Genomic DNA, 26265 nt, shown 5'->3' on the forward strand with positions numbered 1-26265 from the left:
AATTAATCCACTACATTCTCATTACTAAAAATACAACCTTATTTGGATAAGATACTCTGCGATGGAATCTTTTCCATTGAATTTATCCGCAAAGTGAAACAAGGTTGTCACATCTATTTTTTTGAAAACAAATAATAAATTCTGTGAAAACGGAAGGTGGAAATGTATTGCAAAAGATGAAGAAACGAGAACCGTAGAGTATAGGTGTAATTATTTGTTTATGAGTGATATGGAGGGTGCTGCAACTACAGGATAGAGAGGACTGAAAACTTTTATAAGAACAAAAAAAGAATCAATTTTGAACTGTACATCACAACGGATAATCAGCTCCGGAAAGCAGGCATACTAAGAATATAAGCAAATAAAGAAAACTAAAATATCATGGAAGAAAACAATATATTAACCCCAAGAGAGGAGCTGAAAACCTACTTTGAAACCGGTAAATATCCTACAGAAAGCCAGTTTGGCCGATTCATAGACAATTATCTTCATTTAAATGAGCTTAATTTCGGCCTGGATGTAAAGGCATCAGCAGACTGGACCTCCAAATACTATCATTTCTATAGAGCCGGAAATATTGAAAAATCAGGACGAGGACATATCAACCTTGAAGCTGAAAATGGAAGCCAGCCACAGCCAATAGATAATTATGCACATGCTTTCAGTAGAAGTGTAAGTTATAAGTATTTAAAGGTAAAATTATCAAACAAATTAGATATTGATAAATACAAGCCTAAGATTATCATAAAACGGTACAAACAGAAGAAAAAGATTAAGGATGGAGTAAAAGATGGAGGTTTTTACAAGGAACAGCTGTTAGACGCAATATCCTGGGGCAGAATGTCCGAATATCCGGTAACATCTAAAGAAATGATTCTGGACATTAATCCTGTTAATTATTTCAGACCTGGATCAGAGTTCAATGAATTTTATCCATCGGGAACACTTACCAGACCGGGCTCATTCAGACATACAGTTCATCATAGAAAACCATTTTCTCTTATTCAGATGTTTTTGGAAATTGAGATAAACGGAACAAAATATACATCGTACCCCGTTAATATAAAAATTATTTTAGGGCGTGACTTTAACGATTTGGTTAATTACATTATTGACTAATCACAAACATACCTCAATCGGAAAGATTCTCATTAGCAGGACACCTCTTAGCGCCTGGAATCCCGGAATTTTCTGATGTATAAACATTAGAATCTCTTCCCGGAAGCGGAATGACAGGCCTTCGGATCTGCAGTTCTCTTTCAGACGTAGATTGATTCTTTAAAAAAGCAGGACTCCAATGACGGAGCGACTTTCCAAAAGCAGCTGCTTCGGCAGTTGTGGAGAGACACTCGAATGTGAGCTACTTTCCGGTTGAGGTTTTCTTAAGCAAACTACGAAATACAACGTAACCATCCTTGAGATGTGTTGCATGATATTTAAAATCATATAAAATATAAAACATACCTCAATCGGAGAGATTCTCATTGACAGGACACCTCTTAGCGTTTGGAATCCTGGAATTTTCTGATGTAAAAGCATTAGAATCTCTTCCCGGAAGCGGAATGACAGGTCTTCGGATCTGCAGTTCTCTTTCAGACGTAGATTGATTCTTTAAAAAAGCAGGACTCCAATGACGGAGCGACTTTCCAAAAGCAGCTGCTTCGGCAGTTGTGGAGAGACACTCGAATGTGAGCTACTTTCCGGTTGAGGTTTCTTGAAATCAACCACAGGACAGGTGGAAGCATCTTAAAATAAAAAAGAAGCAATACACCAGATCTTTAAAAGCATAAAACCAATGGAGTCAGAACAATTACAAAAATTATTTACTCATTTAGAAAAGGTTATTACATGGCGTATAAACAATCCATCAGAGGATTTTAATGTAGGAGCCCCTGAATTTAATACCAGTAACCATGAAAATTTTCAATTAGGAGATTATATTTCAGGGAAAGAGCTTGCCCATCAGGAAGTTGTGATTCTTTTAATGGCTTTATTACCACGATTGGATCCATCATTGTTGAAACGCATTTATTTGGAGTTTCCAGGGAGTGCGATGTTTGACTTCTGTGCAACCAATGATAGTGGCAGGCTCTTTTATCCTACAATTCAGACCGCTCAATATATTTTAGGAGGGGATAGTATCTCAGAACGATTGAAAGCACTGGATTATTTCGGCCCGAATTCGGTTTTGAGTAAAGAAGAACTCATTGCTTTTTCAGGTTCAGCTCATGAGAACAGCCAGATAAGAATTCATGAAGAAGCTTTTAATAAAATCATTTTTGGCTTGGATTTATTGCCGAAAATGAGCAATGATTTTCCTGCAGAACAAATACATACCCGTCGATCATGGACCGATTTAATACTTCCTCAAACTACGCTGCAGGAGCTTAAAAGTATTGAAGCCTGGTACCATAGCAGCAGGATTCTTATGGAAGATTGGGACATGCAGACAAAACTTAAACCAGGGTTCAGAGTGCTGTTTTATGGAGAACCGGGAACCGGAAAAACTCTTGCAGCCAGTCTTTTAGGGAAATACACCAAACGTCCTGTTTTCAGAGTAGATGTCTCCATGCTGGTCTCAAAATATATCGGAGAAACAGAAAAGCAATTAGCTAAACTGTTCGACAAAGCAGAAAATAAAAACTGGATTTTATTTTTTGATGAAGCAGATGCTATTTTCGGAAAAAGAACCTCTGTAAAAGATGCCCATGACAAATATGCCAATCAGGAAGTTTCTTATTTGCTGCAACGCATAGAAACATTTTCAGGACTTATTATTCTGGCATCCAACTTTAAAAATAATATGGATAAAGCCTTTACGCGACGCTTTCATAGCTGCATACAATTCAATAATCCAAAGCATGAAGAGCGTCTGCGTATCTGGCAGCAAAATGTACCCGAACAATTACAGCTTGAAGATATTGATCTGGAACAAATTGCCAAACGATATGAATTAACCGGTTCTAATATTATGAATATCATACAGGATGTGAGTTTAAAAACAATAGCATTAAAAGAACCCGGCTACACAGTAAGTGTAGACATGTTACTGGACAGCATTAAAAAAGAGTACGTAAAAGAAGATAAAATATTTATGTAAGAATTTGAATTCCAATCAGGTTTTCCGGAATTGAAGAATTCAAGAAATCAGAGCTATAGGCCTGTTCAATTTTTAAAACTAAAACCAATGAAAGCAAAAATTCTGTTATTGATCATATTGAGCAGCCTCATGTTGGGCTGCCGGAGTAAACACAAAATTACAACCACTTATAAAGAAAATACAAAAGAAACAGAAACAGAAAAAGCTGATTCTTTAAGCTTACAAAGCTCACAATCAATTCAAAGTATATCAGATGATGTGTCATTGAAGGAAGAGAGAAATGAAATCTCAGGAGATCTATTGATTAAAGGAAAATCTGATGTATCCAATCCCCTTGTTTTCCATAACATAGTAGGGAGGGATACCATTCAGCGTATTTCCATTGTGGGAAATGCAGAATATTCCATCAGCAACCATTATGCAAAGGCCAGCCATGAAAAATCAGAGGTTAAAAAAGAAGAAATCACCTATGTTATTCAGGATTTAACTCAGAAAACGAGTTCAAAAGAAACGATCAAAGAAGTAGCTTCAAAAGTCTCTGAAGAAACAAAGAAAATCCAATCAAATGGATTTGAAATCCTGGCCTGGATTTTCATTACGATTATTGGAATCACTTTAATACTCATCTTTTTCACCTATAAATATTTTAAGAAATGAAAACATCACAAAAAGGAATAAACCTGATTGTATCATTTGAAGGTTTCAGTGCTAAGCCTTATCTGGATTCTGCAGGAATTCCGACAATTGGGTATGGTAACACGTACTATCCGGGAGGAAAGAAAGTAACCATGAAAGATCCTGCAATCAGCAAAGAAAAAGGAATAGAGCTATTTTCATCTGTTTTACCAACGTATGAAAAAATCGTCAACAGTAAAATTAAATTGATTCTTACTCAAAATCAATTTGATGCTCTTGTCTCTCACACGTACAATACAGGAGGATCTGACACTCTGTTTTCTTTGATTAATAAAAAGGCAGATGAGAAAACAATCAGAAATTGGTTTACCGAGAAATACATTACTGCTGCCGGAAAAACGTTAAACGGACTCATCCGCAGAAGAAAGGCTGAGGCTGATCTGTTCTTTTCTAAATAAGCAATTCCCACCTAATAGTGGGGACTTTAAACCCTATATTATCATTGGAAATAAATCTCAAAGTCAGGTGATTTCAGAGATAGCAAAAGTGGAATCAGCTTCATTGATTCTTTCTAAGTAAATGCATATCATATAGCTTCATCTGCAACGATATGGTTTTCTTCGCTCCCCTTAAAATGCCGCGCAATAGAAATAATCTTTAGGCCTTTCCCCAATTATCAATTTTATCAAAACTAATTATCAATTATCAAATGAGTACACCATTACATACAATTTTCAGTTGGTTTGAAACTGGAGATTTTCCAACAGAAACCCAGTTTAAAGACACATTTTTATCTTTTTATCACAAAGATGACTTAATCCCTATGCAAGGCATTGAAGGGTTTGAAGAAATTTTTCAATTATTTGCCAGTGCGGAAGCATTTCAAGCACATTTAAAAGACCCAGATGCTCATTCAGAATATTTGGCTTTACTGAATGCAGGCAACCTGACTTCAGCTCATGTTGACAGTTGGAAAAGTAAACTTGGATTAAGCAATGCTGCTACCATTGACAGTTCTGATCAATTGGGTAATACATATACTAAAATACAGGTAGATGGTTTTGTTGATGCATTGAAAGATGCTGATAAAGACTTAGCCCTGAAGATAGAAAATATTAGGAATGTATTATTATCCAATGATTTGTCTTTAGATGAACTTCAGGAAATAGTAAACTTCATAAAAAAAAACCGTGACGATATTGAAGCTTTAAAAGCTATTCCAATAGGAGAATCAAGGGAAGATAAAGTAAAGCTGTTACTTGACTACGATGGGCTAGGCAGCCCGAAAAATCAACAGGAATTTAATAAGCAAGTCTATGATAAGGTTTTGCTGATTTCACAAACAGCTACAAGTGCAGTGGTACAGGTCACAGGAAGTACAGAGTTTCCTAATACCCTTGAAACGGAAAATGTAATCATTCAGGCCCGGGACAGTGTTACGGGGAAAAAAATAAATATTGACGATTACGCTACCAACCAAACCATAAAGATTAACATGTTTGGCGACATCGTTAATCCAGTCAATATTCTCATTTTAAAAGTTAAACCATAAAAAATAAAAAACAATGAATAATAACGCAGTAATAAGTAATAACGCACATCAGGATAATTTTTTTGGAGAATTACAGCACACCCGCTTTCAGTATTTTGATACACTTCCCAGTACGGATAAAGCTCTCCCGGGTTGGATCATTGATTATAAAAATGAGTTGCATCAGTGGAACGGTACCCAATGGATTAACCTGGCTCAAAATTACGTACATCCCGATTATCCACTGACTAATAATCCATTTCAAACAGATCAAACAAGCGGACTTCTATTACTAAGTCAGATACTGACCAATAGTTCAGGACACGTTATTAAAATAGCAGGCCGCAATCTTACCAATGCAGATATTGTTTCCATCTTTTTGAATGATGCTATTCAGTCAGGTACATTTACCTGGTCATCCAATAAGATTAAAACTTATATTGAAAATTTAATAGGACAAAGCCTTACAGGAGCGTTAATTTATCAGCCGGGAGGTTATAGTCCTTCCACTACTGAAGGTTCAATGACGGCTCCGTTACCCGTTACCTCAGCTGCCATTAAAACAGGGATGGTGTGGGTGATTACAGCAAATGGCTGGGTGGGCAATGAGCCCGTTTCTGTTGGTGATCATCTTATTGCTAATACTGATGATGCTTCAAATGCTCCTAAAAATTATCAGATTATAGAAAAAGGCATTCCTGACATTGTAGATGCTACAGATACGGTGAAAGGACTGATTCAAATTGCTACAGATGATGAAGCTATTGAGGGTGTCAATCCTATTAAAGCAATGACTCCAAAATCTACGAAAGCTGTTCTGGATGAAAAAATTAAATCCAAAACAGTGCAAATCGGAGATGGCTCATCCGTTACTTTTTCCATTAATCATGGCTGGAATACCCTGAATGTTGATTATATCTGTTATCGTAATGCTGATAATAGAAAAATAAATGTAAGCTGTGTGGCTACATCGGCAAATGATGTACAGATAGATGTTTTAGCACCTCTTACCCCGAGTGAATATAGAATTACTTTAACTGCAAGATTAGACTAATGATTGCTCCTGAATATTTTAACAATCACATCGCTGTAGAAGGCGAAATAATTGTGAAAAGTGTTCCAAACGATGCAGGTTCTGTAATGGTTTGGAATTCTGTAACGAAAAAAATCAGCACAAGAACCCATGCGGAAATTGTGTCTGATTTAAATTTAGTGACAACTAATACCGAGCAAGTTATATCGGCAAGAAAAACATTCTCAGGGGGTACCGGGAATGCTTATAATTCAGTGGCTTTGGAATTAAGAGGTAATGGTACATCTGATACAGTTTACCCCGCCATTTCTTTTCATCAGCCGGGCCTTTATGGCGCTACATTGCAGTACAGGTCAAACGGTTATCACTTTATGAATATCAATGGGAATGCTTTTGATTACGTAAATTCTGCCGGGTATTATAAAGACGGTTCAGATAATGAAAAGTTTCTTACAGGAGGCGGTGGAGATTATGATTCCCGAAAAAAAGAAGACTCCTGGTTTCATTCAGGAAGAGACTTTCCGCAGGGAACACTGATTGAAACTGATGTAGACTATTCTGTAGACTATGGAGATCAGTTTCTTTTAGAGATTAAAGGTAATATGTACGGAAGTGATCAACCTTTGGATTGTAAGATCCAGGGCTATATCTATAACGGTACTATTATTTCTCATAGCGGTTACTCTACATTACATTATTGGAATGGGATTACGGCCTTAAACTTAAACGGTAAACTTTGTTTTTGGTTTACTCAATTGTCTTATTGGCAGGGGTTTGATGTAAAAGTAACTGTTGGGTATGGAGGTTTAGACCAAGGTAGAAACCGGGTTATTTCAGTTTCGGATCATCCGGACCCGGGAGGTACAAAAAGAGTTCAGATCAAGCTTAAACATTTACTAACCAAAGAAGAGTTAGTTTCTGATAATACATTTTGGGAGAAAAAAGATACAGGTGGCTATTGGGTATTAGATTCAGACAGACCTATAGCGGGTTTAAATGGGAATAGTTCTCAGGTTATTTTATCTGGTGGTTTACTGGCTTCTTCTGCTTATACTGATTCCCAGTTTATTCCTCCTTACGGAATACATTCAAGAGGTTTTGTGCAGACAGATGAAGGTTTTCAAAACAGATTTTACAAAGTAGATGAAAGAAATAGAATCTGGTCATTTGCTAATGCCGATACGTATGGACTTTCTTATTATCAGGGAAGTGCCAATAGCCTGAATGAAGGTATAGGTTTCCATTTTGGAGATGCCAATAATCCTACCCATTTTCTGGGGCGGTCAGGTCAGATTTATTCTAAACAGGGTATTTATTCTACTTCATTTACGACAGGTAATAACCAGGTTTTAAATTATGGTAATCCATCTACATTATATATAGGAAATCCTACTATTAATACTATTATAGAGTCTAATGGCAATGATATAATACACTATAAAAATGGAGTAAATGGAGTGGTTTGGGATGCTCATAATTTAGATCCGTCAACTTTTGTCAATGCATCGGCTTTAAATAATTATGTTCCCTATAATGGCGCAACACAGGATGTTAATCTTGGGGCAAAGGATTTGGAATTTGAAGGAGGGGGATCTATAAATAAGCACCAGAATAAGGTAAGAATATTTAATAAAGTTTATCAGGGCTATTATGATGATGGGGGACATACAGGTATTTTAGCTATTAAAATGCCACAGGCTTCACCAGATCATGCTATGTTTAGTATTGATATTAATATTTATGGATATGAAAGTCAATACCTGGGAAAAGTTAATGTAGCTTTTTACAAATATGTATCAGGGGCTATGGTCCCTAATGGTTCAAAAGCGATATGGGAAGTAACAGATAATTTCCCTACAACTACCGCAAGAATTGGGATAGGAACTGACGGATATGTCAGTATTTTATTAGGAGAGGCGGATACATTTTGGAATGCCTACTTATCATTTGAAGTAGCTAAAGTGGAAGTTAAATATGGGAACTATAATCAAGATTGGAATGTAGGATGGTCTCATGCAATAGAACCTAACTTTGATTTATATCCTGCCAATATCATTGTTTTGCCTTCTGATGTTGTAGCTACAAGAAGTTGGTTAACTAATTTTGCAGACAGCAGCTATATCCCTAAAGCAGTTCAGTTTAATGATAACTTCAACAGTCTTGGAGGCTATTCCAGTTCTGGAGTTTATAGAGCCAACAATAATGCAGGAGGAGTTCAGCATTTATACAGTCCTATGTTGCACATGGGTGCTCAGGATACCACAGCACAATTACAGGTAAAATATAATGATACGAGTGCAGATGCAGGAGAATTAGTTTATAGAAGCGGGCATAATGGCAACTGGACTCTATGGAGAAGAGCCTGGGACAATGTAAATTTCAAACCAGGTGATTATCAGACAAGAAATACGGATGAAATTATCTCGGCAGCAAAATCCTATTACAACAGAATACCTTTCAAACTAAAAAATAGTTCCTATAAATCCTGGTCCATTCAGAAGCCTACAAATAACAATTTAATATTGGCACCTTCTGCTTCAAATAATGCGGAAGATTGGGATTTAAATAATGGTATAGAATTCACTGATGCTGGCCAGGTTTCTTCAAAAGGTTTTAATAAAATTGGCTATAATGATAACTATCTTTTAACTGCGGGCGGAGGCCATAGATTAGCAGCAGATTTTGTGTCATCTTCAGAGTTAGGAAACTATCTCAGAAAAGATGGAGGTACTATGACAGGTGCTTTTAATATAGAGACCCCAGCTATGTTAGGTAAGTGGAAAAGTACTGCACAGACAGGGAATTATTTGACCTGGCAAAAGTATGACGGGGCTAAAGATATAGCTTATATTGGAGCTGATGGAGGTTCTGCCACATGGGGTGGGACAGGAGATAGTTTTGTAGTTAGAGCGGTAAATGACGGTGATTTATTATTGAATTCCGACAATGGTGTTGTTAAAATTCAAGGAGGTATTCCCTGGACTACTAACAATTTTAATCCCGCAGAATACTTAGCGAAAAGAGGTAATCATCAGGATGCAACTGCAGTAAAAACAGATTATCCTTTAAGCATTACAGATTGGGCTTCAGGTACCGGGTTCCCGTCTACTTATGGTAACTCTTTACACATTGCAGGAAATAATACATGGTATCATAGAATAGATTTTCCTTTATTCAGCAATCACTTAGAGTATTGGCAGGCTATCAATACCACAACCATGACGAAAAAAGGTAATATTCCTTTATTGTCAGATGGAGAAACACTTTGGACTAACAATAATTTTAATCCTGATGCTAAAGTTAATTCTGCTGAAAATGCACAAACATTAGGGTTTTCAAGTGGTTTATCAGCAGGTGCACCTTACATATATCACAGAACAGATGGCTATGTATTCTTAGCTACTCAATCCTGGGTATCATCTAATTTTACGAGTCAAATTCTGTCAATTCAACCTGAAGGGGAAGATGGTCAATGGATAAATCTGACCAATTCAAACGGAGTTTTAGCTTCCAATTATTTTATTACATCCAGAGATGGTTCAAGAGACCCGAATACAGTTGTTACACCAAATGGTAATTCCCGTAGAGTTAGATTTGATTTTATTAACGCTGGATCTGTTGGAGGTTCTGGAAATTATGCGGGGGTAATGACTTACGCTCCATGGGATGGTACGTCTGCATCAACTGGGGATTCTTCATATCAATTAGCTTTTGCCAATCAAACTGGTATAAATGGAGAAGGAATACCAATGCTTAAAATAAGAAAAGGCATTGATGATAAGTGGTCTAAGACATGGTATAAATTATGGAGTGACGCAGATTTCTCACAAGGTCATATTAATAACTGGAATTTTATGTCTAGTAATGGTATTATTGTAAACCAGCAATTTACTAATAATACAGGTAATGGATTAATGGTTGCTGATGAATATAATGGCGGAGAATCTGGTATATATAATGAACAGGATGGATTCTATTTAGCTGTATTGGAAGGTGAGTATTATAAATATTCAAGCAGATATAATGGCTGGGAAGGTATTAATTTCAATAGAAAGAGCTATAACATTGGTATAGGTACAGATGCTAATGATGCAGATAAAGTAACTGTTTCAGGCTCGGTAAAAGCTACCGAAAACTTTAAATCAAAAGATGAGAAGCCTAATACTTTATTTATTCCGGACGGAAGTCTTTCCTATCTTGATGATGAGATTACCAATGAAAAATCCAGAATGAGATTATCTCATGGCATGATTGAGCAGCAGCCGGGAACTCAATATTATGATTCTGATAATAGAATGCTGGTAATCAGATGTGTATATGGTGAGCATTTTGTGTTAGGAAAATGTTTCCGAGGTCAAAGAATATTAGTATTAAATGCTAGTGATAATTGGCAAGGATTTGACATAGAAAGTGCAGGATATTCATATAAAATACCACCTTATAGCTCTATCCAGTTATTTGTCTGGGATGAAAAGACCGTTTATAAATATGCAGAAAATAAAATGTATTAAAATGATGAGTAATCACTAATATAAAATGACGTCACTTGTCTTAAAGTGGCGTCATTTGCCCATTCGTGATCAGGCTTGGCTATCTTCAGACACTTTTATATAAAGTTTGCTTGAATCAGAGGCAATTACCGTTATTTTTCAGATAAATGTGACTTTGAAATTAGTGTACAAGCGCCCATATTAAAACACCGATTCCGGCATACACAGTAACTGTAATGATATCAGCTATGGGTTGTGAAAAGCGTTTTTCTGCAATTTTTTCGCTGTTGATCTGGTTCTTATGAAATTTCAGAATTTTTTTAGGATTATAAACAGCGTGTGCAACCAGACTGTCGCTTTCCCATCTGTCAACTATTATTTTATAGCTCTTTCCAGCAACATCAATTTTAACATTTTTGTTAGGGGCAAGCGTCTCCTGAATATTAATCGGAACAGCAGTCGGTTGAGTAGCTGTATTTTGTATTTGGGTAGAAGTATTATTCGCTAATTCAGATGTCTTTTTCGGGCTCTGTTTATTGTCAGTTGCCGGATCCGGCTGCTTTTTTACCTGATAAGTATAGCAGCTGGTAAGAGATAATAATGTTATGATGAGGTAAAGATACTTTTGCATTAGCCAAATTTAAGAATTAAACGGAATATTTAGCATTTTCTTTTAAAAGATCCTGTTTTTATAAAAATTATGTCTGTTTGTGACCAGGGCGAAATTATTTTCAAACACTTTTATAAATCATTTAGTCCGTTCGAGCTTATTGAACTGTAAGTTTACTGCAGCTACAGAATGGAGAGACTAAAAAACTTTCACAGGAGCTAAAAAAAAATGAATTTTGAACACTGTAATTACAGAGCAATATCATTCCGTTTCAGAAAAGTAAAGTCTACTGCAACTACAGAATGGGAAGGTCAAAAAACTTTTATAAGAGCAAAAGAAAAATGAAATTTGAGCTCTGAAGAATGTAAATATAAACATCGGCAAAATACATAGTTTTCTTGTTGATGACATACAGGTAATCTACCAATTGACAAGGGTATAAAGAGTGAATAAAAAATCACTCAAAAAATGTAGAATTCTATTCAAAGTAATCAGTCTAGAAATAATATAGGTTTCCCGAACTGTCAATTTTATCAAAACTAATTTTCAATAATCAAGATGAGTACACCATTAAATATAATTTTCAGTTGGTTTGAAAAAGGTGATATTCCTACAGAGTATCAATTTAAGCAGACCTTTTCTTCATTCCGCCATTTAGATGAAAAAATCAAAATGGATGAGGTGACGGGTTTACATGAAGCCTTTCAACAAACACTGTCTACCACAACTTTTACCAATCATCTGGAAGATGAAAACGCCCATATTTCAGTGCTGGCAAAACGTAATGCATCCAATCTTACGGATATTAATGTAGAGGAATGGAAAGAAAAATTAAAAATCAAATTTGCCGCTACTATAGATGGAAGTGAAGAGACTGGAAATGTCTATACAAAAGAGCAGATCAGTGAAATTGTAAATGTAATGCAGGCAAAGGATGATGAAATGCTTGAGCATATTGCAAAAATTAACGAAATACTGCGCTCTAATGACGCCAATCTTGATGAGCTTCAGGAAATCGTAGACTATATCAAAGAAAACAGGAAACAGATAGAATTGCTTAAAGAGGTTGTTATTAGAAACATTTCAGACGATAAAATTAACCTTGCCGGCATTTATTCAAACTGGGGCGCAATTACTTATCAAAATCAGTTTAACGATTTGGTTTATGATAAAATTAAAAAAATCGAAGATGCGGCCAGTTCCGAAAAGATTAAGCATGAAGAGAGAATTAGGGGTGACTCCAGGATAAAACATGATCTTGATACGCTAAGTTTTGTGATTGAAGCTTATGACACAGTCACAATGTTTACAATACCCCTTAAGGTGAGAAGAATAGACACCAATAATATTGAAGTGCTATTCGATTCATTACCACCCAATATAATTCAGTTAACAATTAAAAAAATATAATTATGGACATTAAATACGCTTATTACCGAAGTTCTGTTGGATATAAAATAGAAGGGAAAACAGACAATGATATTTTAACTGCCGGCGGCGGTACAAGGGGAATCAATTCTTTTTGGCATGATGGAAATTTAAATCCGTTAGATTATGTGCCTAAAACACGTACTTTAACAATTAATGGTACAGCTTATGATTTGTCAGCAAACAGATCATTTACAACGCCAGATACCATTACCCGTCTGAAAGGAGGTGCATCCGGTTCTTTGGTTTCCGGAGATGTTACCCTTGCAGCAGGTGCCAATATGGCGGTTAACCAGACCGGGAATACAATTACGTTAGTTTCTACCGATACAACCTACAGCGCAGGTAGCGGTTTGACATTGACAGGCACTTCATTTTCTTTACCGGTCACTACTTCAGGTACAGGAAATGTGGTTACGGGAATTACCCAGACAACCAATGGAATAACGGTGTCTCTGGGCTCTATGCCCACTACATCGGATTTAGCTAACTATATTCCGTTATCACAAAAAGGAGCTGCGAATGGAGTTGCCGCACTGGATGCATCAGGACTGGTGCCTGCATCTCAATTGCCATCTTATGTAGATGATGTTTTGGAAGGATATTATAAAGCTGCTGACGGAAAGTTCTACAAAGAAGCGGGTTATACTACGCTTATCACTGGTGAGACAGGTAAAATTTATGTATCCCTTGATACCAACAAAACTTACCGATGGACGGGAACAACGTTCGTTTATATCACCTCAGGGGCTGTAGATTCTGTAAATGGATTAACCGGTGTTGTAGTCTTAAACAAATCTCATGTTGGCTTAGGGAATGCTGATAACACGGCAGATGCAGCAAAAAATGTTCTTTCCGCTACAAAGTGGACTACAGTACGAACTATTACACTTTCCGGAGTTACCGCAACGGCACAAAATATTGACGGTTCTGGAAACGTAACAGTTCCTATTACTGCTGTTCCTGCGACATTATTAACGGGAACTGCAGCAGTCAATACAACCGGATCAGCTGCAAAACTGACAACACCGAGAACAATTTCTGCTTCAGGTGACGCTACGTGGACAGCAACTTTTGACGGTTCTGCCAATGTTACCTCAGGTCTGACATTAGCTGCAACAGGTGTAACTGCCGGGACTTATGATGAGGTGACCGTTGATGCTAAAGGTAGAGTAACTGCCGGTAGTAATAATGTAAAGTCGTACACTACCTCTATTTCCGGAACAGGTGGTGTGGTACACAATTTAGGGACCAGAAATGTAGATGTAGCCATGTATGACACGGTAACCTTTTACAAAATAGAAGGTAGAATAAGATTAACCGATCCGAATAAAATAGATGTTGAATTTGATTCTGCTTTACCTAATGCTGTATCCATAACAGTAACGCGTAAAGATATTTAACATGGATGTAAAATACGCATATTATAACACTTCTAAAGGCTATAAAGTAACGGGCGGCACAGCTGCCCAGTTTTTAAAAGCGGATGGTTCCCTGGATAACAGTGCTTATGTGAATAAATCAGGAGATCTGATGACTGGTGCCCTTACATTTAATCATTCTATTGGTAGTACAATAAGAAAAGATTTATCTGCGATAACGGCAGCATCAGGGTTTGCTAGAGATATTTTACAATTAGCAGGTTCTAATGGTGTAGTGGATACTGTTGCGTGGTTTGGAGCTGTAGAGGCAGATGGGACAGTAAAAATGTCGTATGGTTATTTCGGTGCAACAACTTATAATGCTACTAAGGCGCTCCTCTGGACATCAGATCAGAGAGTAGGAATTGGATTAAGTGGATCATCATTACCACTGGATGGATATAGACTTCATGTTTCCGGGAATAGTTATACATCCGGTAATATAGGAGTTGCAGGAACTATTAACAGTACAGCGGGTGAACTTCAGGTTCAAAGACAGGGAGTAAACAGAATTAAAACAGGGTCTACATATACATTAATTTCAGGAGATGGAACTTCAGGAATTGTTTATTTGAGACCTCAGGGAGATTCAGTAAGTGCGGGTCAGGTAGTTATCAATGCTAATAACACTCAGTTTGTAGATGCTTATAATTTGTTATTTGGCAGTCAAACAGCGACAGGCTCAACGATTTTTCATACTAATCTACCTAATTCAACACATGGTTATGGGATGTGGTTAGCCCATAATTTACAATTTGATGGTACTGATTTTATCCAACCAAGAGGATCATTAAATTCATTGGGACTTACAGTGAATAACCATAAAACTTTTTCATTTAATTATGGCAGTGCTACTGGTACAAATGGTAGTGTTCCGACATTAACAGAGGTTGTGAAAATTAGTAATACTGGTAAAATTACAACTTTAAATGATGGCACTTCTTCTGATTGGATATCAGCATATAATACAGGTCTTGTTTACAGAGGTGTTTTAGGTCCTACAGTAGATTTAAATAGTATTAATTCTACAGGATGGTGGGTTCAGACAGGAAATGCAAATGCAACTTCTGCAAATAATTATCCTGCAGGCTTAGCAGGTCAATTAAGAGTTTACTATACTTCAACACATATAGTTCAGGAATATACTACCTATGCTAATAACAATGATGTTTACAGGAGGTACTATTTCAGTGGAACCTGGTATCCCTGGACAAAAGATTGGGATTCAAATGATTTTTCTGCAGCAAATATAAACAACTGGAATACCGCATTTAATTGGGGAAATCATGCTAATGCAGGATATCTTACGAACGCTCCATTATCTAATTATTACACAAAAAATGAATCTTTAAATTTATTTGTTGGAAAAAATGGAGTTGAAACAATAAGCGATACAAAGACATTTACCAACAGTCCTGTGATTCCAAACGGAACGTTAGGAAACCATGCTGTAAACAGGAACCAAATTGCATTAAGTGCTACTCCTGAAAGTGAAAACGGGCAGCAATTAACGATTAGCGGTAACAATTCTGTCAATCTTACAAATTATTTTGTAACATCAAGAGACGGATCAAGAAATGCAGATGATATTGCACCCAATTCTACGTCTAAAAGAGTAAGGTTTGATTTTGCCAAATCTAACAGTGCAGGCTTGGGAGCATCTGGAAATTATGCAGGAATCATGACCTATGCTCCCTGGGATGGTAACACTGCCTCTACAGGGGATTCTTCCTATCAGTTAGCATTTGCCAATCAGACTGGAATTAATGGTTCCGGCATTCCGATGTTGAAAATCAGAAAAGGAATTGATGGAAGCTGGACGACGTCATGGTATAAATTCTGGACAGAGGCAGATTTTACTGAAACAAATATTCAGCAATGGAATTATATGACTCAGTACGGGTTACAGCTCAACCAGGACTTTACAGTAAATACAGGATCAGGTTTAGTGATTTCAGATAATCATCTGAATAGTGCTGAGTCAGGTATTGTAGATATTCATCAGAAAAGATTTTTAGCAACGAAACGAAAAGAATATTATTCTTATGGTTCCGAGTATGATGGGTTGGGAGGTTTAAATTTTCATATAGAGTCTACTCGCTTCGGAATGGGAAGAGGAGCCAATGATAGTGATAAGTTAGCTGTAAAAGGCTCCATAAAAGCCAGTGAAAACTTTAAATCTGAAGATGAAAACCCAGATACAATGTTTATTCCTAATGGCAGAACAGCTACTCTCAAAGATGAAATTGTTAATGACCAGTCTGATCCTAAGGATTATGCCGTTAGATTAGATCCACACGAATATGTGATCGATTCTTCCAGTTATCTTGCAGTAGATGATAGAAACAGGCTTATCCATATTATTGGAGAACAGATTAAAATGGTGGTGAATTTCAAAGAAATCTACCCAAAACAGCAGATCGTTATTTATAATTTTGACAATGGAGGTACGATGGGAGTTGATGTATATGGCAAAAGAATATATAATATCAGCCCGGGATGTTTCCTTAGGTTGTATGTGACAAAATCAGGAAGAATAATTGCAGAACAAGAACAGAACTGTAAGTTTATCTGGTAAAAAAATATAATAGTTATTCTCTACGGAATATAGATTAAAAACTTCTTACTATAATGTAAGATAAAGCCAAACCCACAGTCAGAGGATGAAAGTCTTCTGATTGTGGGATTTGTGTTGTATTACCGTGAGAGCTGCAAATATCAGATCTGGTATAAGTTACTTGAATAATATTTTTTTGTGAACCTACTGGTAAGAACATCTAACCAATTTTTAAAATATATTGAATGTGTTTTAAGTGTATATGCTTGGTAATCAATATTTTGCAAATTATTTACTTAGGTTTGAATCCTGTTAATGTTTTGGTTTGTATCTTTCCTTTTCTGATTCAGAAAAAAGATATTGGTTAATCGAGCTGGATTTACATAAATTTAAAAGCTAAAAGGATGACAATAAAAATCTATAGACCTGAAAATCCTATATTAAAAAAGTATATTGAATGCTTTTATATTCTGGAGCAGACCTCTGAAGAATCTTCTGCAACTTATTTTACCTTTCCAAGCATTTATACAATTGTCACTATTAGTGAGAAAACAGAAACTTTGGTCACCAAAAATAAAATAACAACTAGGCATTGCCAGTCCAATCCAATTGAAACCAACCTGGTAAGCAATTTTAATGAACCTGTATTGATCAGCTATGAAGGTATAATCAATGAAATTACTACTTACTTTAAACCATTGGGGATAAATGCTTTTATACCGAATAATTTAAGAGATTATTCAGAGGGAAGCTTTCCTGATTTTAGTCCATACGCGGATTATAAAGAAACCATGGCAGCCATTCTTTCCTTAAAAGTTCCGGATGAAAAAATCAGAGCAATAGAATTGTATTGGCTTTCAAAATTTCATCCGTTTGAGAATGTCTTGTTGGCGGAGGTGCTGACTGAAATGTTCGATAAAGATAATATCAATCAATCTATGACGAAATTGTCTTATACAACGGGTCGGTCACGAACAACGATAAACAAGCATTTTGATCAGTATATTTGTAAAACACCTTCTCAGTTCAAGAAAATCATCAGATTCAGGGCAGCTGTTCAAAGCCAGCTTGAAAATAAAGATAGAGCAGGATTGTCTTATAGTATGGATTATTTTGACCAGTCACATATGATCAGGGATTTTAAAAAATTAACAGGTTTTACCCCAAAAGTTTTTTTTTCAAAAATAACAACAGTTGAAAAAGATCTCATAAAATGGATGTTTATTTAGTGGGGTTTACAAAAATACAATGATGCTGGTTTATTAAGTAGTAACATTGCAGCTTAATAATGTCATTAAATAATTTATGAAGCTAATCCTAATAATACTGTTATTCCCAATTCTTATTTTTGGACAGAAAAATGCGTCAGCTACTCTTGCGGAATATATGCAGGCTCAGGTTGAAATAAATAATTTTAGTGGAACTGTTCTTGTTGCGAAAGACGGCCATGTTTTACTAAAAAAAGCGTATGGTTTGGCAGATTATGAGTGGAATATTAAAAACACCATAGATACTAAATTTCAGTTGGCCTCAGTCACAAAACAATTTACCGCCACAGCTATACTTCTATTGATTGAAAAAGGGAAACTGTCCCTTGATGATAAACTGAGTAAATTTCTGCCAGATTATCCCAAGTCAGATAGTGTTACGATCCATATGTTATTATCGCATACTTCAGGGCTGGCTATGGGTTTTAAAGACATAGCTTTAAGCTCTATGGACAAAGATTCTGCCTATACCGAAATAAAAAAAATACCGTATGAATTCTCTCCTGGAATTAGAGGTAGTTACAGTAATATTGGCTATTATTTATTGGCTAAGATCATTGAAAAAGTGTCAGGTGAAAAGTATGCCGTTTTCTTAAAGAAGAATATATTTGAAAAAGCAGGGATGAATAATACGGGCGTCAGTAATAATAAATCGATAGTTGAAAAAAAAGCAAAGGTTTATTGTCTTACAGAAAGCGGGCTTATTCATAATCCCTATATCAACTGGGAGATTAATTTAGGACATGATGGTGTTTATTCTACTGTTGAAGATCTGGCCTTATGGGATAAAGCTCTGTATGGAACAGATATTCTTTCCGCACAGATGAAAAAATTAATGTTTAAGTCCTATAGCACTGAAAATTGGGGATATGGCTTTATAATCAATCCGTTTTATAATCACGGACATCAATTAATTGCCCATGACGGAGGTTTTTTTGGTACAATGACTTCCTTTAACCGATTTACGGATGACAAACTTTTTGTGACTGTACTTTCTAATAACGAATCATTTTCCCATATTATAGCGTATGGACTTTCCGCTATTGCATTGGGAAAAAAGGTTGACCTTCCTTACAAACACCACCGAATTGAAATAGACACAAGTTTATACAATCAATATGTCGGTAAGTATGATAAAATTGCCATATTGAAAATTGACGGTAAGCTTTATTTTAATAGTACAGAGATGGAACTTATCCCAGAATCTAAAACCAAATTTTTTAGAAAAGATAATAATGACAGAACAATTGAATTTATTCCGGACAGTATGGGGCTTTACAATTCTATAATTCTGACCAAAGGCGGAGTAAAAGAAGTTATAAGAAGGAGTAAATAACTATGATGATCAGGAGGTTTATTTATCTGAATCCGGAATGTATGACTATGGAGCAAGAATGTATATGCCAGAAATTGGAAGATGGGGAGTCCTGGATCCGTTGGCTGAAAAAATGACAAGGCTGAACCCTTACAATTATGCCTTTGATAATCCTGTAAATTTTATTGATCCGGACGGAAGAGAAGGGGCTGGCTGGGGCTATAGAAATGGAGCATGGGTCTTTTTGCCTGGAATGCAGCAGGGAGATGAAGAATATACAAAACGAGGTTTCACAGATTTCCGCCCTGACGGAAGTGTTGTAGATAATGTTGTCATTACCAACAGTTCTGAGCAGAATACGGGACATACCTATCTGGGTTTTAATGGCGAGGCAAAATACGTTACGCAGGGCTCATCTTTAGGAACGGCAATTCCACTTACTGTAGGCTGGGGAAACACGGGAGTCGGAACAGGTACGGGTACTATAGCAGGAACTGGAGCAGGACTTTCATTATTAACGATCCTTGCTTCAGCTGTAGCAATCTGGACACTGCATGGAGATGCTGCGGTTGATACTCCGGCAGACGAACCTGAAGACTTAAATAACTTATATTTGTACAGGAATATGAGAAGTGTTGGAGGGCTTCCTGAATTGGGTAACTCTCTTAACACTTTAGGAATAAGAAATAAGGATATGTCTAATAATATCTTTGGTGAAATAAAAGCTGATACAGATTATGTTTATGGCAGTTCAGGAATGGGAATGTCAGTAACACCAGGATATGGCAATGTTGTTCCGGTTGTAGAATTTGCTACTCCTAAAACAACTCTATTCAGAATAAAAGCCACAGATGTGTACAGATCCGGCTTAGGTATCAATGTAGATAAGATCAACCATGCAAATATAACACCAGTCGGAAGAATAATGTTACAACAATTTAGAACCCAAATACAAGCTACAGCACCATTATGGAAACCAGTAAGATAACAGAAGTAAATCATATTATAGATACCTATTTGAATTTTGAATCCCTTTCAGCTATTGATGATGAGCAATATAAAGAGGTTGTAATTGAATTTTTTAAAAAGCTGGATCAATTAAAGAACAAAGGGTTGGATAATGATGATGAGCTTACACGTTTTATCAATGAAAAATATTTTGGGATATCAGAAAAATTTGAAGAAAATCCTATTTATGAAGAACGGATTCAGACGATCTTTCCAGAAATAAGTGAGTATTGCTCGCCTCCTTATTTTTGGAGTACACCGCTAAATGATTATATGAAAAATAAATGGGGATTAATTATCAATGATACTGATATACAATCATAGTTCCAAGCCGAACTAAAATCATGCTCTAATAGAATGCCAATATCCTCTCATTTTTGAGAGGGTATTTGTAAGTTTTTAAGAATTGAAATTGAACTCAATATTATCGTGAAGAATGGAACAGCTGTCGTTCAAAATAAAATTTGGGGCTATCCAAACTCTTTTTTTACTGATATATAAAATGTCTTAGAATTATATGGTTGAAAATAAGGAGTATATAAATATTATCTTTACGTATAAACTTAAAAGATGCTCTTCAAACACATTTCCGGAAGATTTGCTCTTATAAATCAGTTTGATTTGCTAGAATAATTATTTTATATCTTAACGATTGATAACATATTGGTTGGTGACCAAAATATTAGCTGAGAAAAGAGCTGGAATATTGTGATTCACTTTTCTCCAATATATTATATGATGTGGACTAATTAGTAAATTTATTTGAACTAAAAAGGATAGTGTGCTCTTTACAGAATACATAAATTTGTATATAAATAATTTCATGGGCAGGCACCGAGCATATCCCGTTAACAGATTATTTAAAATTAAACTTATGAAAGTATTGGTCATTGGCGCAAATGATAGAGTAGGATCTCTCTTGGGTAATAAATTAGCTCGTCAGCATCAGTTTTAGCAGGCTCAAGAGATCCAAATTCAGCAAATAATACAGATCATATTGAGCACGTTTATATTGATCTGCTCAGCAATGCTGATACGCTTGTAGAAAGTATGAATGGTATTGATGCCATTTATTTTGTCTCCGGATCGCGTGGGAAAAATCTCTTACTGGTATCACCAAATGCTTTGATAATTTCAAAAATTTCGTTTTCAGTTAATTCTTTCGGAAGATTTTCTTTTTCGGAAAGTAATAGAGGCCCACTCGAAACAGCACTTGCACATACCACTTCGCCATTGGCAATTAGACCAGGAATTGTTTTATTTCCTGCGTGAAACATTTGTAAAATTTCCAAAATGGGAAATGGCTGATTAAAGAAAGAATCGGGTATTTCGTAATGATTGAATCGAGAACAATTTCATAATACAAAATTGTAAAGTATTAAGTCTTTTCAAGATTTTTTAAAGCGATAGAATTTTTTGTTTCGACAGAGAATTCTATTGACGTTTTACTTCTGTAATGATTTTAGAGCTGATTAGTTTGATTTTCTTAACTTTGAAAAATGAAAGAAAAGCTAAAAAGAGTTGTTTCGGAGTTTAATACTGAATTAAAACTAAAAGGCTTCCGTGCATTCCAGATTGAACAGGATGGAAGTGAAACCCGTGTCTACAGCAGAAAAGAATTTTATAAAATCTGCCTTACGACAGGGAAAAGTAAAATTCATTATTCTGATAAAAGTTTCGAGCAGGAAGGAACGGTGCTTTTTTTTGGAAATCCGCATATTCCGTATTCCTGGGAAACCATTTCAACAACTTATAAAGGCTATACCATTCTTTTTTCTGAGGAATTTTTCAAGAATTCTGAACGTTCCGAAAGCCTCCAGCAATCTTCTTTCTTTAAAATTGGCGGAACTCCCGTTCTGAAAATTACCGAAGAACAGAGACTCTTTCTCAATACAATTTTTCAAAAAATGATTGCTGAGCAGAAAAGCGACTATGTCTACAAGGATGAGCTGATTCGCAATTACATCAGCTTGATTATCCACGAATCTTTGAAATTAGAACCTGCAGAAGATTTTGACCAGAACAAAAATGCAGCATCAAGATTATCATCCGTTTTTCTGGAACTGTTGGAAAGACAATTTCCCATCGAAACTACAGACCAATCTCTGCAATTGAAATCAGCTCAGGATTTTGCAAAAAATTTGAATGTTCACGTTAATTATCTCAATCGAGCCGTGAAAGAAGTTACAGGAAAATCCACAACGACTCATATTACGGAACGAATTCTCACAGAAGCAAAAGCATTGCTGCAGCACACCGACTGGAATATCTCAGAAATAGCTTTCGCATTGGGATTCGATTATCCGACATATTTTAATAATTTCTTTAAAAAACAAACCGGAACCAATCCAAAAGCATTTCGTTTGACTGAGGTTTGATTTTCTTAATTTTTGGTTTGATTATCATTAACTGTCAGAACTACGCTGTTTCTAATTTTGTATCAGTAATTTTTAAAACAAAATTCAGATATGAAAATAATAACAACAGTGATGGCTCTGTCCTTTCTTTTCATTGGACAGGCATTTGCGCAGAATAAAAAATCAAATCCAGGAAAAATGAATGCAACAGAACAAAACGAACATTATACTTTCCAACTCAGTGATAAAGTTACCCGAAAAGCAGTTACCTTTAAAAACCGTTACGGAATCATACTTTCCGGAGATTTATATCTTCCAAAAAATGCAGAAAACGAAAAACTGGCAGCGTTGGCAATCAGTGGACCGTTTGGTGCGGTGAAGGAGCAGTCTTCCGGTTTGTATGCCAATCAAATGGCGGAAAGAGGTTTTGCTGTTATCGCTTTTGACCCTTCTTACACAGGCGAAAGTGGTGGCGAACCAAGAAATATAGCTTCACCCGACATCAATACCGAAGATTTCAGTGCAGCTGTTGATTTCCTGGGACTTCAGAAAAATGTAGACAGAAATAAGATCGGGATCATCGGAATTTGCGGATTTGGAGGAATGGCACTGAATGCTACTGCAATCGATAAGCGAATAAAAGCCGTTGCTACCACGAGTATGTATGATATGACAAGAGTGATTTCTAAAGGATATAATGATGTAGTTACACTTGAGCAACGAACAAAAACACTCGTAGACCTGAATCTGCAAAGATGGAAAGATGTAGAAACTGGGGAACAAGCATATCCATCTTCTCATCTTCCGGAAAAATTAACTGGCAGTGAGCCTCAATTTGTACAAGATTATTTTAATTATTACAAAACTCCAAGAGGTTTTCACGAGCGTTCAGTAAATTCAACAAAAGGTTGGAGATTGACCAGCGCATTTTCATTTATGAATATGCCCATTTTAAGTTACATCAAAGAAATTTCACCGAGACCTATTCTTTTAATTGCTGGTGAAAATGCACATTCAAGGTATTTTTCAGAAGACATTTACAAAATGGCTGCGGAACCGAAAGAATTGGTGATTATTCCGAATGCGGTTCACGTTGACTTATACGACAAAGTAGATGTGATTCCTTTTGAAAAACTGGATAATTTCTTCAGAACCAATTTAAAATAATTGAACATTGCAATAGCTGAATCTGCTTTTTTAAAAAGCGGATTCAGCCTTTTTATTTCTTTAAATATTTAATAATGAGCTTTAACGAAGATATCTTTACCAGACTAAAAAATAGTGAAACAATAATGCCCGGCGACCCGGAAATTCACAAATTGCTAGAAGCTTCTTATAAGGTTAAGAAACAATTGATTGAATTAAATAATTCTACAGAACCGGATGAGATTTTAAAAATATTAAGTCAAATTATCGGCAAAGAATTGGAGAATGTAGTGGTATTTACACCTATTTACATCAATTATGGAAAGAATCTCAATATTGGTAAAAATGTATTCATCAATTTCGACTGTACCTTTCTGACTCTAGGAGGAATTACCATTGAAGACGATGTTTTAATCGGCCCGAAAGTAAACCTGATAACGGAAAATCATCCTTTAGAACCTCAACATAGAAAAGGATTAATTGGAAAATCCATTTTAATCAAGAAAAATGCTTGGATTGGAGCCAATGCAACCATTTTACCGGGAGTTACGATTGGAGAAAATGCTGTAGTTGCAGCCGGAGCGGTCGTTTCTAAAGATGTTCCGGACAATGTTGTGGTGGGAGGAGTTCCTGCAAAAATCATCAAAACAATTGCATAAATTAAATGTAAAACAATGAAATATTTAATCATCATTCTTTTAGCGTTTAGTCCAACTGTAATCGCACAAAATAAAGTAAATTCAAACAAAATAAAATCAAACGAAATGAGTACAGATATTCCTAAAATAAGTGATTTTCCGACAGGTGAAGAAAACACGGCTTATGCGCAGTATTTTATTGGCAAGTCCTATTTGGCGCCACTTACAAGCAATAAAGATTTAAATGTTCCCCTTTCTAATGTCACATTTGAACCCGGTTGTCGTAACAATTGGCACAGCCACACAGGCGGACAGCTTTTGATTGTTGTAGGTGGTGAAGGTTTATATCAGGAAAGAGGAAAACCCGCACGTCGTTTAAAACCCGGAGATATCGTAGAAATTGCTCCGAATGTTGAGCATTGGCACGGTGCCGCTGCTGACAACTGGTTTTCGCATTTAGCAACGAATGGAAATCCGCAGACCAATCAAAATGTTTGGCTGGAAGCTGCTTCCGATGAAGAATTTGCTGAAGCCAACAAAAAATAATTTTCTATGATGAGCAAAAACAAGTTTCTACAATGGATAATTCTTTTTATTCTCACATTAAGTATGACAAAAATGAATGCACAAGAAAATAAAACCAATCAAAATTTGAATGCTAAAGAACAAAGTTTGGTAAAGATTTCTTCACTCACGACAACTGGAAATCTTGGAAGTCTAAAACTTCAGTTGAATGCCGGATTGGATTCTGGTTTGACGATTAATGAAATTAAAGAAGTCTTGGTTCAATTGTATGCGTACTGTGGTTTTCCGAGAAGTCTGAATGCTATTAATACTTTTAAATCAGTTTTAGACGAAAGAAAATCAAAAGGTATTAATGATATCGAAGGAAAGAAAATCATTGTCGAAAATAATGTTGAAGACAAATATGAACAAGGCAGAAAAACCCTTGAAGAACTTACAAAAATGCCACAAACCAAACCAGCACCAGGTTTTGGTGAGTTTGCTCCACGGGTTGACGCTTTTTTAAAAGAACATCTTTTTGCCGATATTTTTGTGAGCGATGTGCTGACTTATAAGCAAAGAGAAATCGTCACGATTTTTGCTCTGGCTTCTTTGGATGGAGTAGAAGGACAGTTGCAATCGCATATCAATATGGGAAAAAACACAGGAATTACTGAAAATCAATTAGCTCAATTGGCTGATTTGGTTCAAGAAACCGTTAATAAAACTCAGGCAAATATAGCTCGAAAAATCATTGGAAAACCGCTTGTTCCGATTATTGAAAACGATATGATGATTCGGATTTCCGAAATTGAAATTATCCCTGAATTTTTAGAAGAATATAATTCTATTCTGAAGGAAGAAGCTTCAGCATCAGTAAAGCTGGAGAAAGGTGTGATTGCAATTTTTCCGATGTATCAAAAGGAAAATCCAACTCAGATAAGAATTGTAGAAATCTATGCGGACAAAGAAGCATATCAGTTTCATTTGCAAACGCCGCATTTTTTGAAGTATAAATCATCAACCTTGAAAATGGTAAAATCCCTGAAATTAATAGATATGGAAAGTATTGACAAGGAAGCGATGTCTGATATCTTTAAAAAGATAAAGTAGTATTAGACCAGTAAATGGTAATATAAAGTCATTTTATTTACACGTTTAATTTTGAAAATTTTTTTAAAGACTTTAGAGAAATTAGTCTAAAAGAAATTCAATAAAAAAAT

22 protein-coding genes are annotated in these 26265 nt (G+C 35.9%); 20 read left to right on the plus strand and 2 right to left on the minus strand.

Features of this window, described 5'->3' with window-relative positions; translation table 11 throughout:
• Positions 1 to 381: 381 nt before the first annotated feature.
• The 8 genes from ACPF63_RS05945 (at position 382) to ACPF63_RS05980 (ending at position 10811) form a co-directional block, all read left to right on the plus strand.
• Positions 382 to 1119, plus strand: a complete 738-nt coding sequence (locus tag ACPF63_RS05945) for a hypothetical protein (RefSeq protein WP_426482367.1) — start codon at positions 382 to 384, stop codon at positions 1117 to 1119.
• Between the two features lie 365 nt (positions 1120 to 1484).
• Complete coding sequence (locus ACPF63_RS05950) at positions 1485 to 1607, plus strand: hypothetical protein (RefSeq protein WP_426482368.1); 123 nt, start codon at positions 1485 to 1487, stop codon at positions 1605 to 1607.
• Positions 1608 to 1795: 188 nt separating this feature from the next.
• Entirely contained in the window at positions 1796 to 3100 is a 1305-nt protein-coding gene (locus ACPF63_RS05955) for an ATP-binding protein (protein ID WP_426482369.1), read from the plus strand.
• Positions 3101 to 3187: 87 nt separating this feature from the next.
• Positions 3188 to 3757 (plus strand): hypothetical protein, encoded by a 570-nt coding sequence (locus tag ACPF63_RS05960; protein WP_426482370.1) that lies wholly within the window; start codon positions 3188 to 3190, stop codon positions 3755 to 3757.
• Positions 3754 to 4194 (plus strand): lysozyme, encoded by a 441-nt coding sequence (locus ACPF63_RS05965; protein ID WP_180564094.1) that lies wholly within the window; start codon positions 3754 to 3756, stop codon positions 4192 to 4194. The genes ACPF63_RS05960 and ACPF63_RS05965 overlap by 4 nt, the downstream gene beginning before the upstream one ends.
• 251 nt (positions 4195 to 4445) lie before the next feature.
• On the plus strand, positions 4446 to 5288 hold the full coding sequence (locus tag ACPF63_RS05970) for a hypothetical protein (protein WP_426482371.1): 843 nt from the start codon (positions 4446 to 4448) through the stop codon (positions 5286 to 5288).
• 13 nt (positions 5289 to 5301) lie between these two features.
• Positions 5302 to 6321, plus strand: a complete 1020-nt coding sequence (locus ACPF63_RS05975; RefSeq protein ID WP_426482372.1) for a hypothetical protein — start codon at positions 5302 to 5304, stop codon at positions 6319 to 6321.
• Positions 6321 to 10811, plus strand: a complete 4491-nt coding sequence (locus ACPF63_RS05980) for a hypothetical protein (RefSeq protein ID WP_426482373.1) — start codon at positions 6321 to 6323, stop codon at positions 10809 to 10811. The genes ACPF63_RS05975 and ACPF63_RS05980 overlap by 1 nt, the downstream gene beginning before the upstream one ends.
• A gap of 160 nt (positions 10812 to 10971) precedes the next feature.
• On the opposite strand, the gene ACPF63_RS05985 is transcribed toward ACPF63_RS05980, so the two are convergent.
• Positions 10972 to 11421 (minus strand): hypothetical protein, encoded by a 450-nt coding sequence (locus ACPF63_RS05985; RefSeq protein ID WP_426482374.1) that lies wholly within the window; start codon positions 11419 to 11421, stop codon positions 10972 to 10974.
• 537 nt (positions 11422 to 11958) lie between these two features.
• On the opposite strand from ACPF63_RS05985, the gene ACPF63_RS05990 reads away from it, so the two are divergent.
• From ACPF63_RS05990 to ACPF63_RS06020, 7 genes are all read left to right on the plus strand, one after another.
• Positions 11959 to 12810 (plus strand): hypothetical protein, encoded by an 852-nt coding sequence (locus ACPF63_RS05990; protein WP_426482375.1) that lies wholly within the window; start codon positions 11959 to 11961, stop codon positions 12808 to 12810.
• Positions 12811 to 12812: 2 nt separating this feature from the next.
• The gene (locus ACPF63_RS05995) at positions 12813 to 14231 is read left to right on the plus strand and encodes a hypothetical protein (protein ID WP_426482376.1); all 1419 of its coding nucleotides are present in this window, start codon (positions 12813 to 12815) and stop codon (positions 14229 to 14231) included.
• A 1-nt stretch (position 14232) separates the two neighbouring features.
• Positions 14233 to 16827 carry a pyocin knob domain-containing protein gene (locus ACPF63_RS06000; protein ID WP_426482377.1) on the plus strand — a complete coding sequence of 865 codons (2595 nt, stop codon included), beginning with the start codon at positions 14233 to 14235 and terminating at the stop codon, positions 16825 to 16827.
• A 383-nt stretch (positions 16828 to 17210) separates the two neighbouring features.
• Positions 17211 to 18035 carry a helix-turn-helix domain-containing protein gene (locus ACPF63_RS06005; RefSeq protein WP_426482378.1) on the plus strand — a complete coding sequence of 275 codons (825 nt, stop codon included), beginning with the start codon at positions 17211 to 17213 and terminating at the stop codon, positions 18033 to 18035.
• A 76-nt stretch (positions 18036 to 18111) separates the two neighbouring features.
• Positions 18112 to 19410, plus strand: a complete 1299-nt coding sequence (locus tag ACPF63_RS06010; RefSeq protein WP_426482379.1) for a serine hydrolase domain-containing protein — start codon at positions 18112 to 18114, stop codon at positions 19408 to 19410.
• 64 nt (positions 19411 to 19474) lie between these two features.
• Positions 19475 to 20377 carry a hypothetical protein gene (locus ACPF63_RS06015; protein WP_426482380.1) on the plus strand — a complete coding sequence of 301 codons (903 nt, stop codon included), beginning with the start codon at positions 19475 to 19477 and terminating at the stop codon, positions 20375 to 20377.
• Positions 20359 to 20721, plus strand: a complete 363-nt coding sequence (locus ACPF63_RS06020; protein ID WP_426482381.1) for a hypothetical protein — start codon at positions 20359 to 20361, stop codon at positions 20719 to 20721. Before ACPF63_RS06015 ends, ACPF63_RS06020 begins: the two co-directional genes overlap by 19 nt.
• Positions 20722 to 21467: 746 nt before the next feature.
• Here the strand turns inward: ACPF63_RS06020 and ACPF63_RS06025 are convergent.
• Positions 21468 to 21674 carry a hypothetical protein gene (locus tag ACPF63_RS06025; RefSeq protein ID WP_426482382.1) on the minus strand — a complete coding sequence of 69 codons (207 nt, stop codon included), beginning with the start codon at positions 21672 to 21674 and terminating at the stop codon, positions 21468 to 21470.
• A gap of 222 nt (positions 21675 to 21896) precedes the next feature.
• Here ACPF63_RS06025 and ACPF63_RS06030 point away from each other — a divergent pair, with 222 nt between their 5' ends.
• From ACPF63_RS06030 to ACPF63_RS06050, 5 genes are all read left to right on the plus strand, one after another.
• Complete coding sequence (locus ACPF63_RS06030; protein WP_077418713.1) at positions 21897 to 22775, plus strand: helix-turn-helix domain-containing protein; 879 nt, start codon at positions 21897 to 21899, stop codon at positions 22773 to 22775.
• Between the two features lie 90 nt (positions 22776 to 22865).
• Complete coding sequence (locus ACPF63_RS06035; RefSeq protein ID WP_426482383.1) at positions 22866 to 23921, plus strand: alpha/beta hydrolase; 1056 nt, start codon at positions 22866 to 22868, stop codon at positions 23919 to 23921.
• A 74-nt stretch (positions 23922 to 23995) separates the two neighbouring features.
• A complete protein-coding gene (locus ACPF63_RS06040) occupies positions 23996 to 24559 on the plus strand; it encodes a DapH/DapD/GlmU-related protein (RefSeq protein WP_426482384.1) in 564 nt (187 codons plus the stop codon).
• Between the two features lie 15 nt (positions 24560 to 24574).
• Positions 24575 to 25084 (plus strand): cupin domain-containing protein, encoded by a 510-nt coding sequence (locus ACPF63_RS06045; RefSeq protein ID WP_426482385.1) that lies wholly within the window; start codon positions 24575 to 24577, stop codon positions 25082 to 25084.
• Positions 25085 to 25147: 63 nt separating this feature from the next.
• Positions 25148 to 26155, plus strand: a complete 1008-nt coding sequence (locus tag ACPF63_RS06050) for a carboxymuconolactone decarboxylase family protein (protein ID WP_426482386.1) — start codon at positions 25148 to 25150, stop codon at positions 26153 to 26155.
• Positions 26156 to 26265 lie beyond the last annotated feature (110 nt).

This window comes from Chryseobacterium sp. R2ACT005 (genome assembly GCF_049949215.1).
In the GTDB taxonomy this organism is placed as follows: domain Bacteria; phylum Bacteroidota; class Bacteroidia; order Flavobacteriales; family Weeksellaceae; genus Chryseobacterium.

Coding starts and splice junctions, on each gene's coding strand:
- ACPF63_RS05945 (WP_426482367.1), top strand. CDS start 382: ATGGAAGAAAACAATATATTAACCCCAAGAGAGGAGCTGAAAACCTAC.
- ACPF63_RS06005 (WP_426482378.1), top strand. CDS start 17,211: ATGACAATAAAAATCTATAGACCTGAAAATCCTATATTAAAAAAGTAT.
- ACPF63_RS05990 (WP_426482375.1), top strand. CDS start 11,959: ATGAGTACACCATTAAATATAATTTTCAGTTGGTTTGAAAAAGGTGAT.
- ACPF63_RS06000 (WP_426482377.1), top strand. CDS start 14,233: ATGGATGTAAAATACGCATATTATAACACTTCTAAAGGCTATAAAGTA.
- ACPF63_RS05965 (WP_180564094.1), top strand. CDS start 3,754: ATGAAAACATCACAAAAAGGAATAAACCTGATTGTATCATTTGAAGGT.
- ACPF63_RS05985 (WP_426482374.1), bottom strand. CDS start 11,421: ATGCAAAAGTATCTTTACCTCATCATAACATTATTATCTCTTACCAGC.
- ACPF63_RS05970 (WP_426482371.1), top strand. CDS start 4,446: ATGAGTACACCATTACATACAATTTTCAGTTGGTTTGAAACTGGAGAT.
- ACPF63_RS05960 (WP_426482370.1), top strand. CDS start 3,188: ATGAAAGCAAAAATTCTGTTATTGATCATATTGAGCAGCCTCATGTTG.
- ACPF63_RS06050 (WP_426482386.1), top strand. CDS start 25,148: ATGACAAAAATGAATGCACAAGAAAATAAAACCAATCAAAATTTGAAT.
- ACPF63_RS06025 (WP_426482382.1), bottom strand. CDS start 21,674: ATGTTTCACGCAGGAAATAAAACAATTCCTGGTCTAATTGCCAATGGC.
- ACPF63_RS05995 (WP_426482376.1), top strand. CDS start 12,813: ATGGACATTAAATACGCTTATTACCGAAGTTCTGTTGGATATAAAATA.
- ACPF63_RS06015 (WP_426482380.1), top strand. CDS start 19,475: ATGCCAGAAATTGGAAGATGGGGAGTCCTGGATCCGTTGGCTGAAAAA.
- ACPF63_RS05980 (WP_426482373.1), top strand. CDS start 6,321: ATGATTGCTCCTGAATATTTTAACAATCACATCGCTGTAGAAGGCGAA.
- ACPF63_RS06020 (WP_426482381.1), top strand. CDS start 20,359: ATGGAAACCAGTAAGATAACAGAAGTAAATCATATTATAGATACCTAT.
- ACPF63_RS06030 (WP_077418713.1), top strand. CDS start 21,897: ATGAAAGAAAAGCTAAAAAGAGTTGTTTCGGAGTTTAATACTGAATTA.
- ACPF63_RS06010 (WP_426482379.1), top strand. CDS start 18,112: ATGAAGCTAATCCTAATAATACTGTTATTCCCAATTCTTATTTTTGGA.
- ACPF63_RS05955 (WP_426482369.1), top strand. CDS start 1,796: ATGGAGTCAGAACAATTACAAAAATTATTTACTCATTTAGAAAAGGTT.
- ACPF63_RS06045 (WP_426482385.1), top strand. CDS start 24,575: ATGAAATATTTAATCATCATTCTTTTAGCGTTTAGTCCAACTGTAATC.
- ACPF63_RS05975 (WP_426482372.1), top strand. CDS start 5,302: ATGAATAATAACGCAGTAATAAGTAATAACGCACATCAGGATAATTTT.
- ACPF63_RS06035 (WP_426482383.1), top strand. CDS start 22,866: ATGAAAATAATAACAACAGTGATGGCTCTGTCCTTTCTTTTCATTGGA.
- ACPF63_RS06040 (WP_426482384.1), top strand. CDS start 23,996: ATGAGCTTTAACGAAGATATCTTTACCAGACTAAAAAATAGTGAAACA.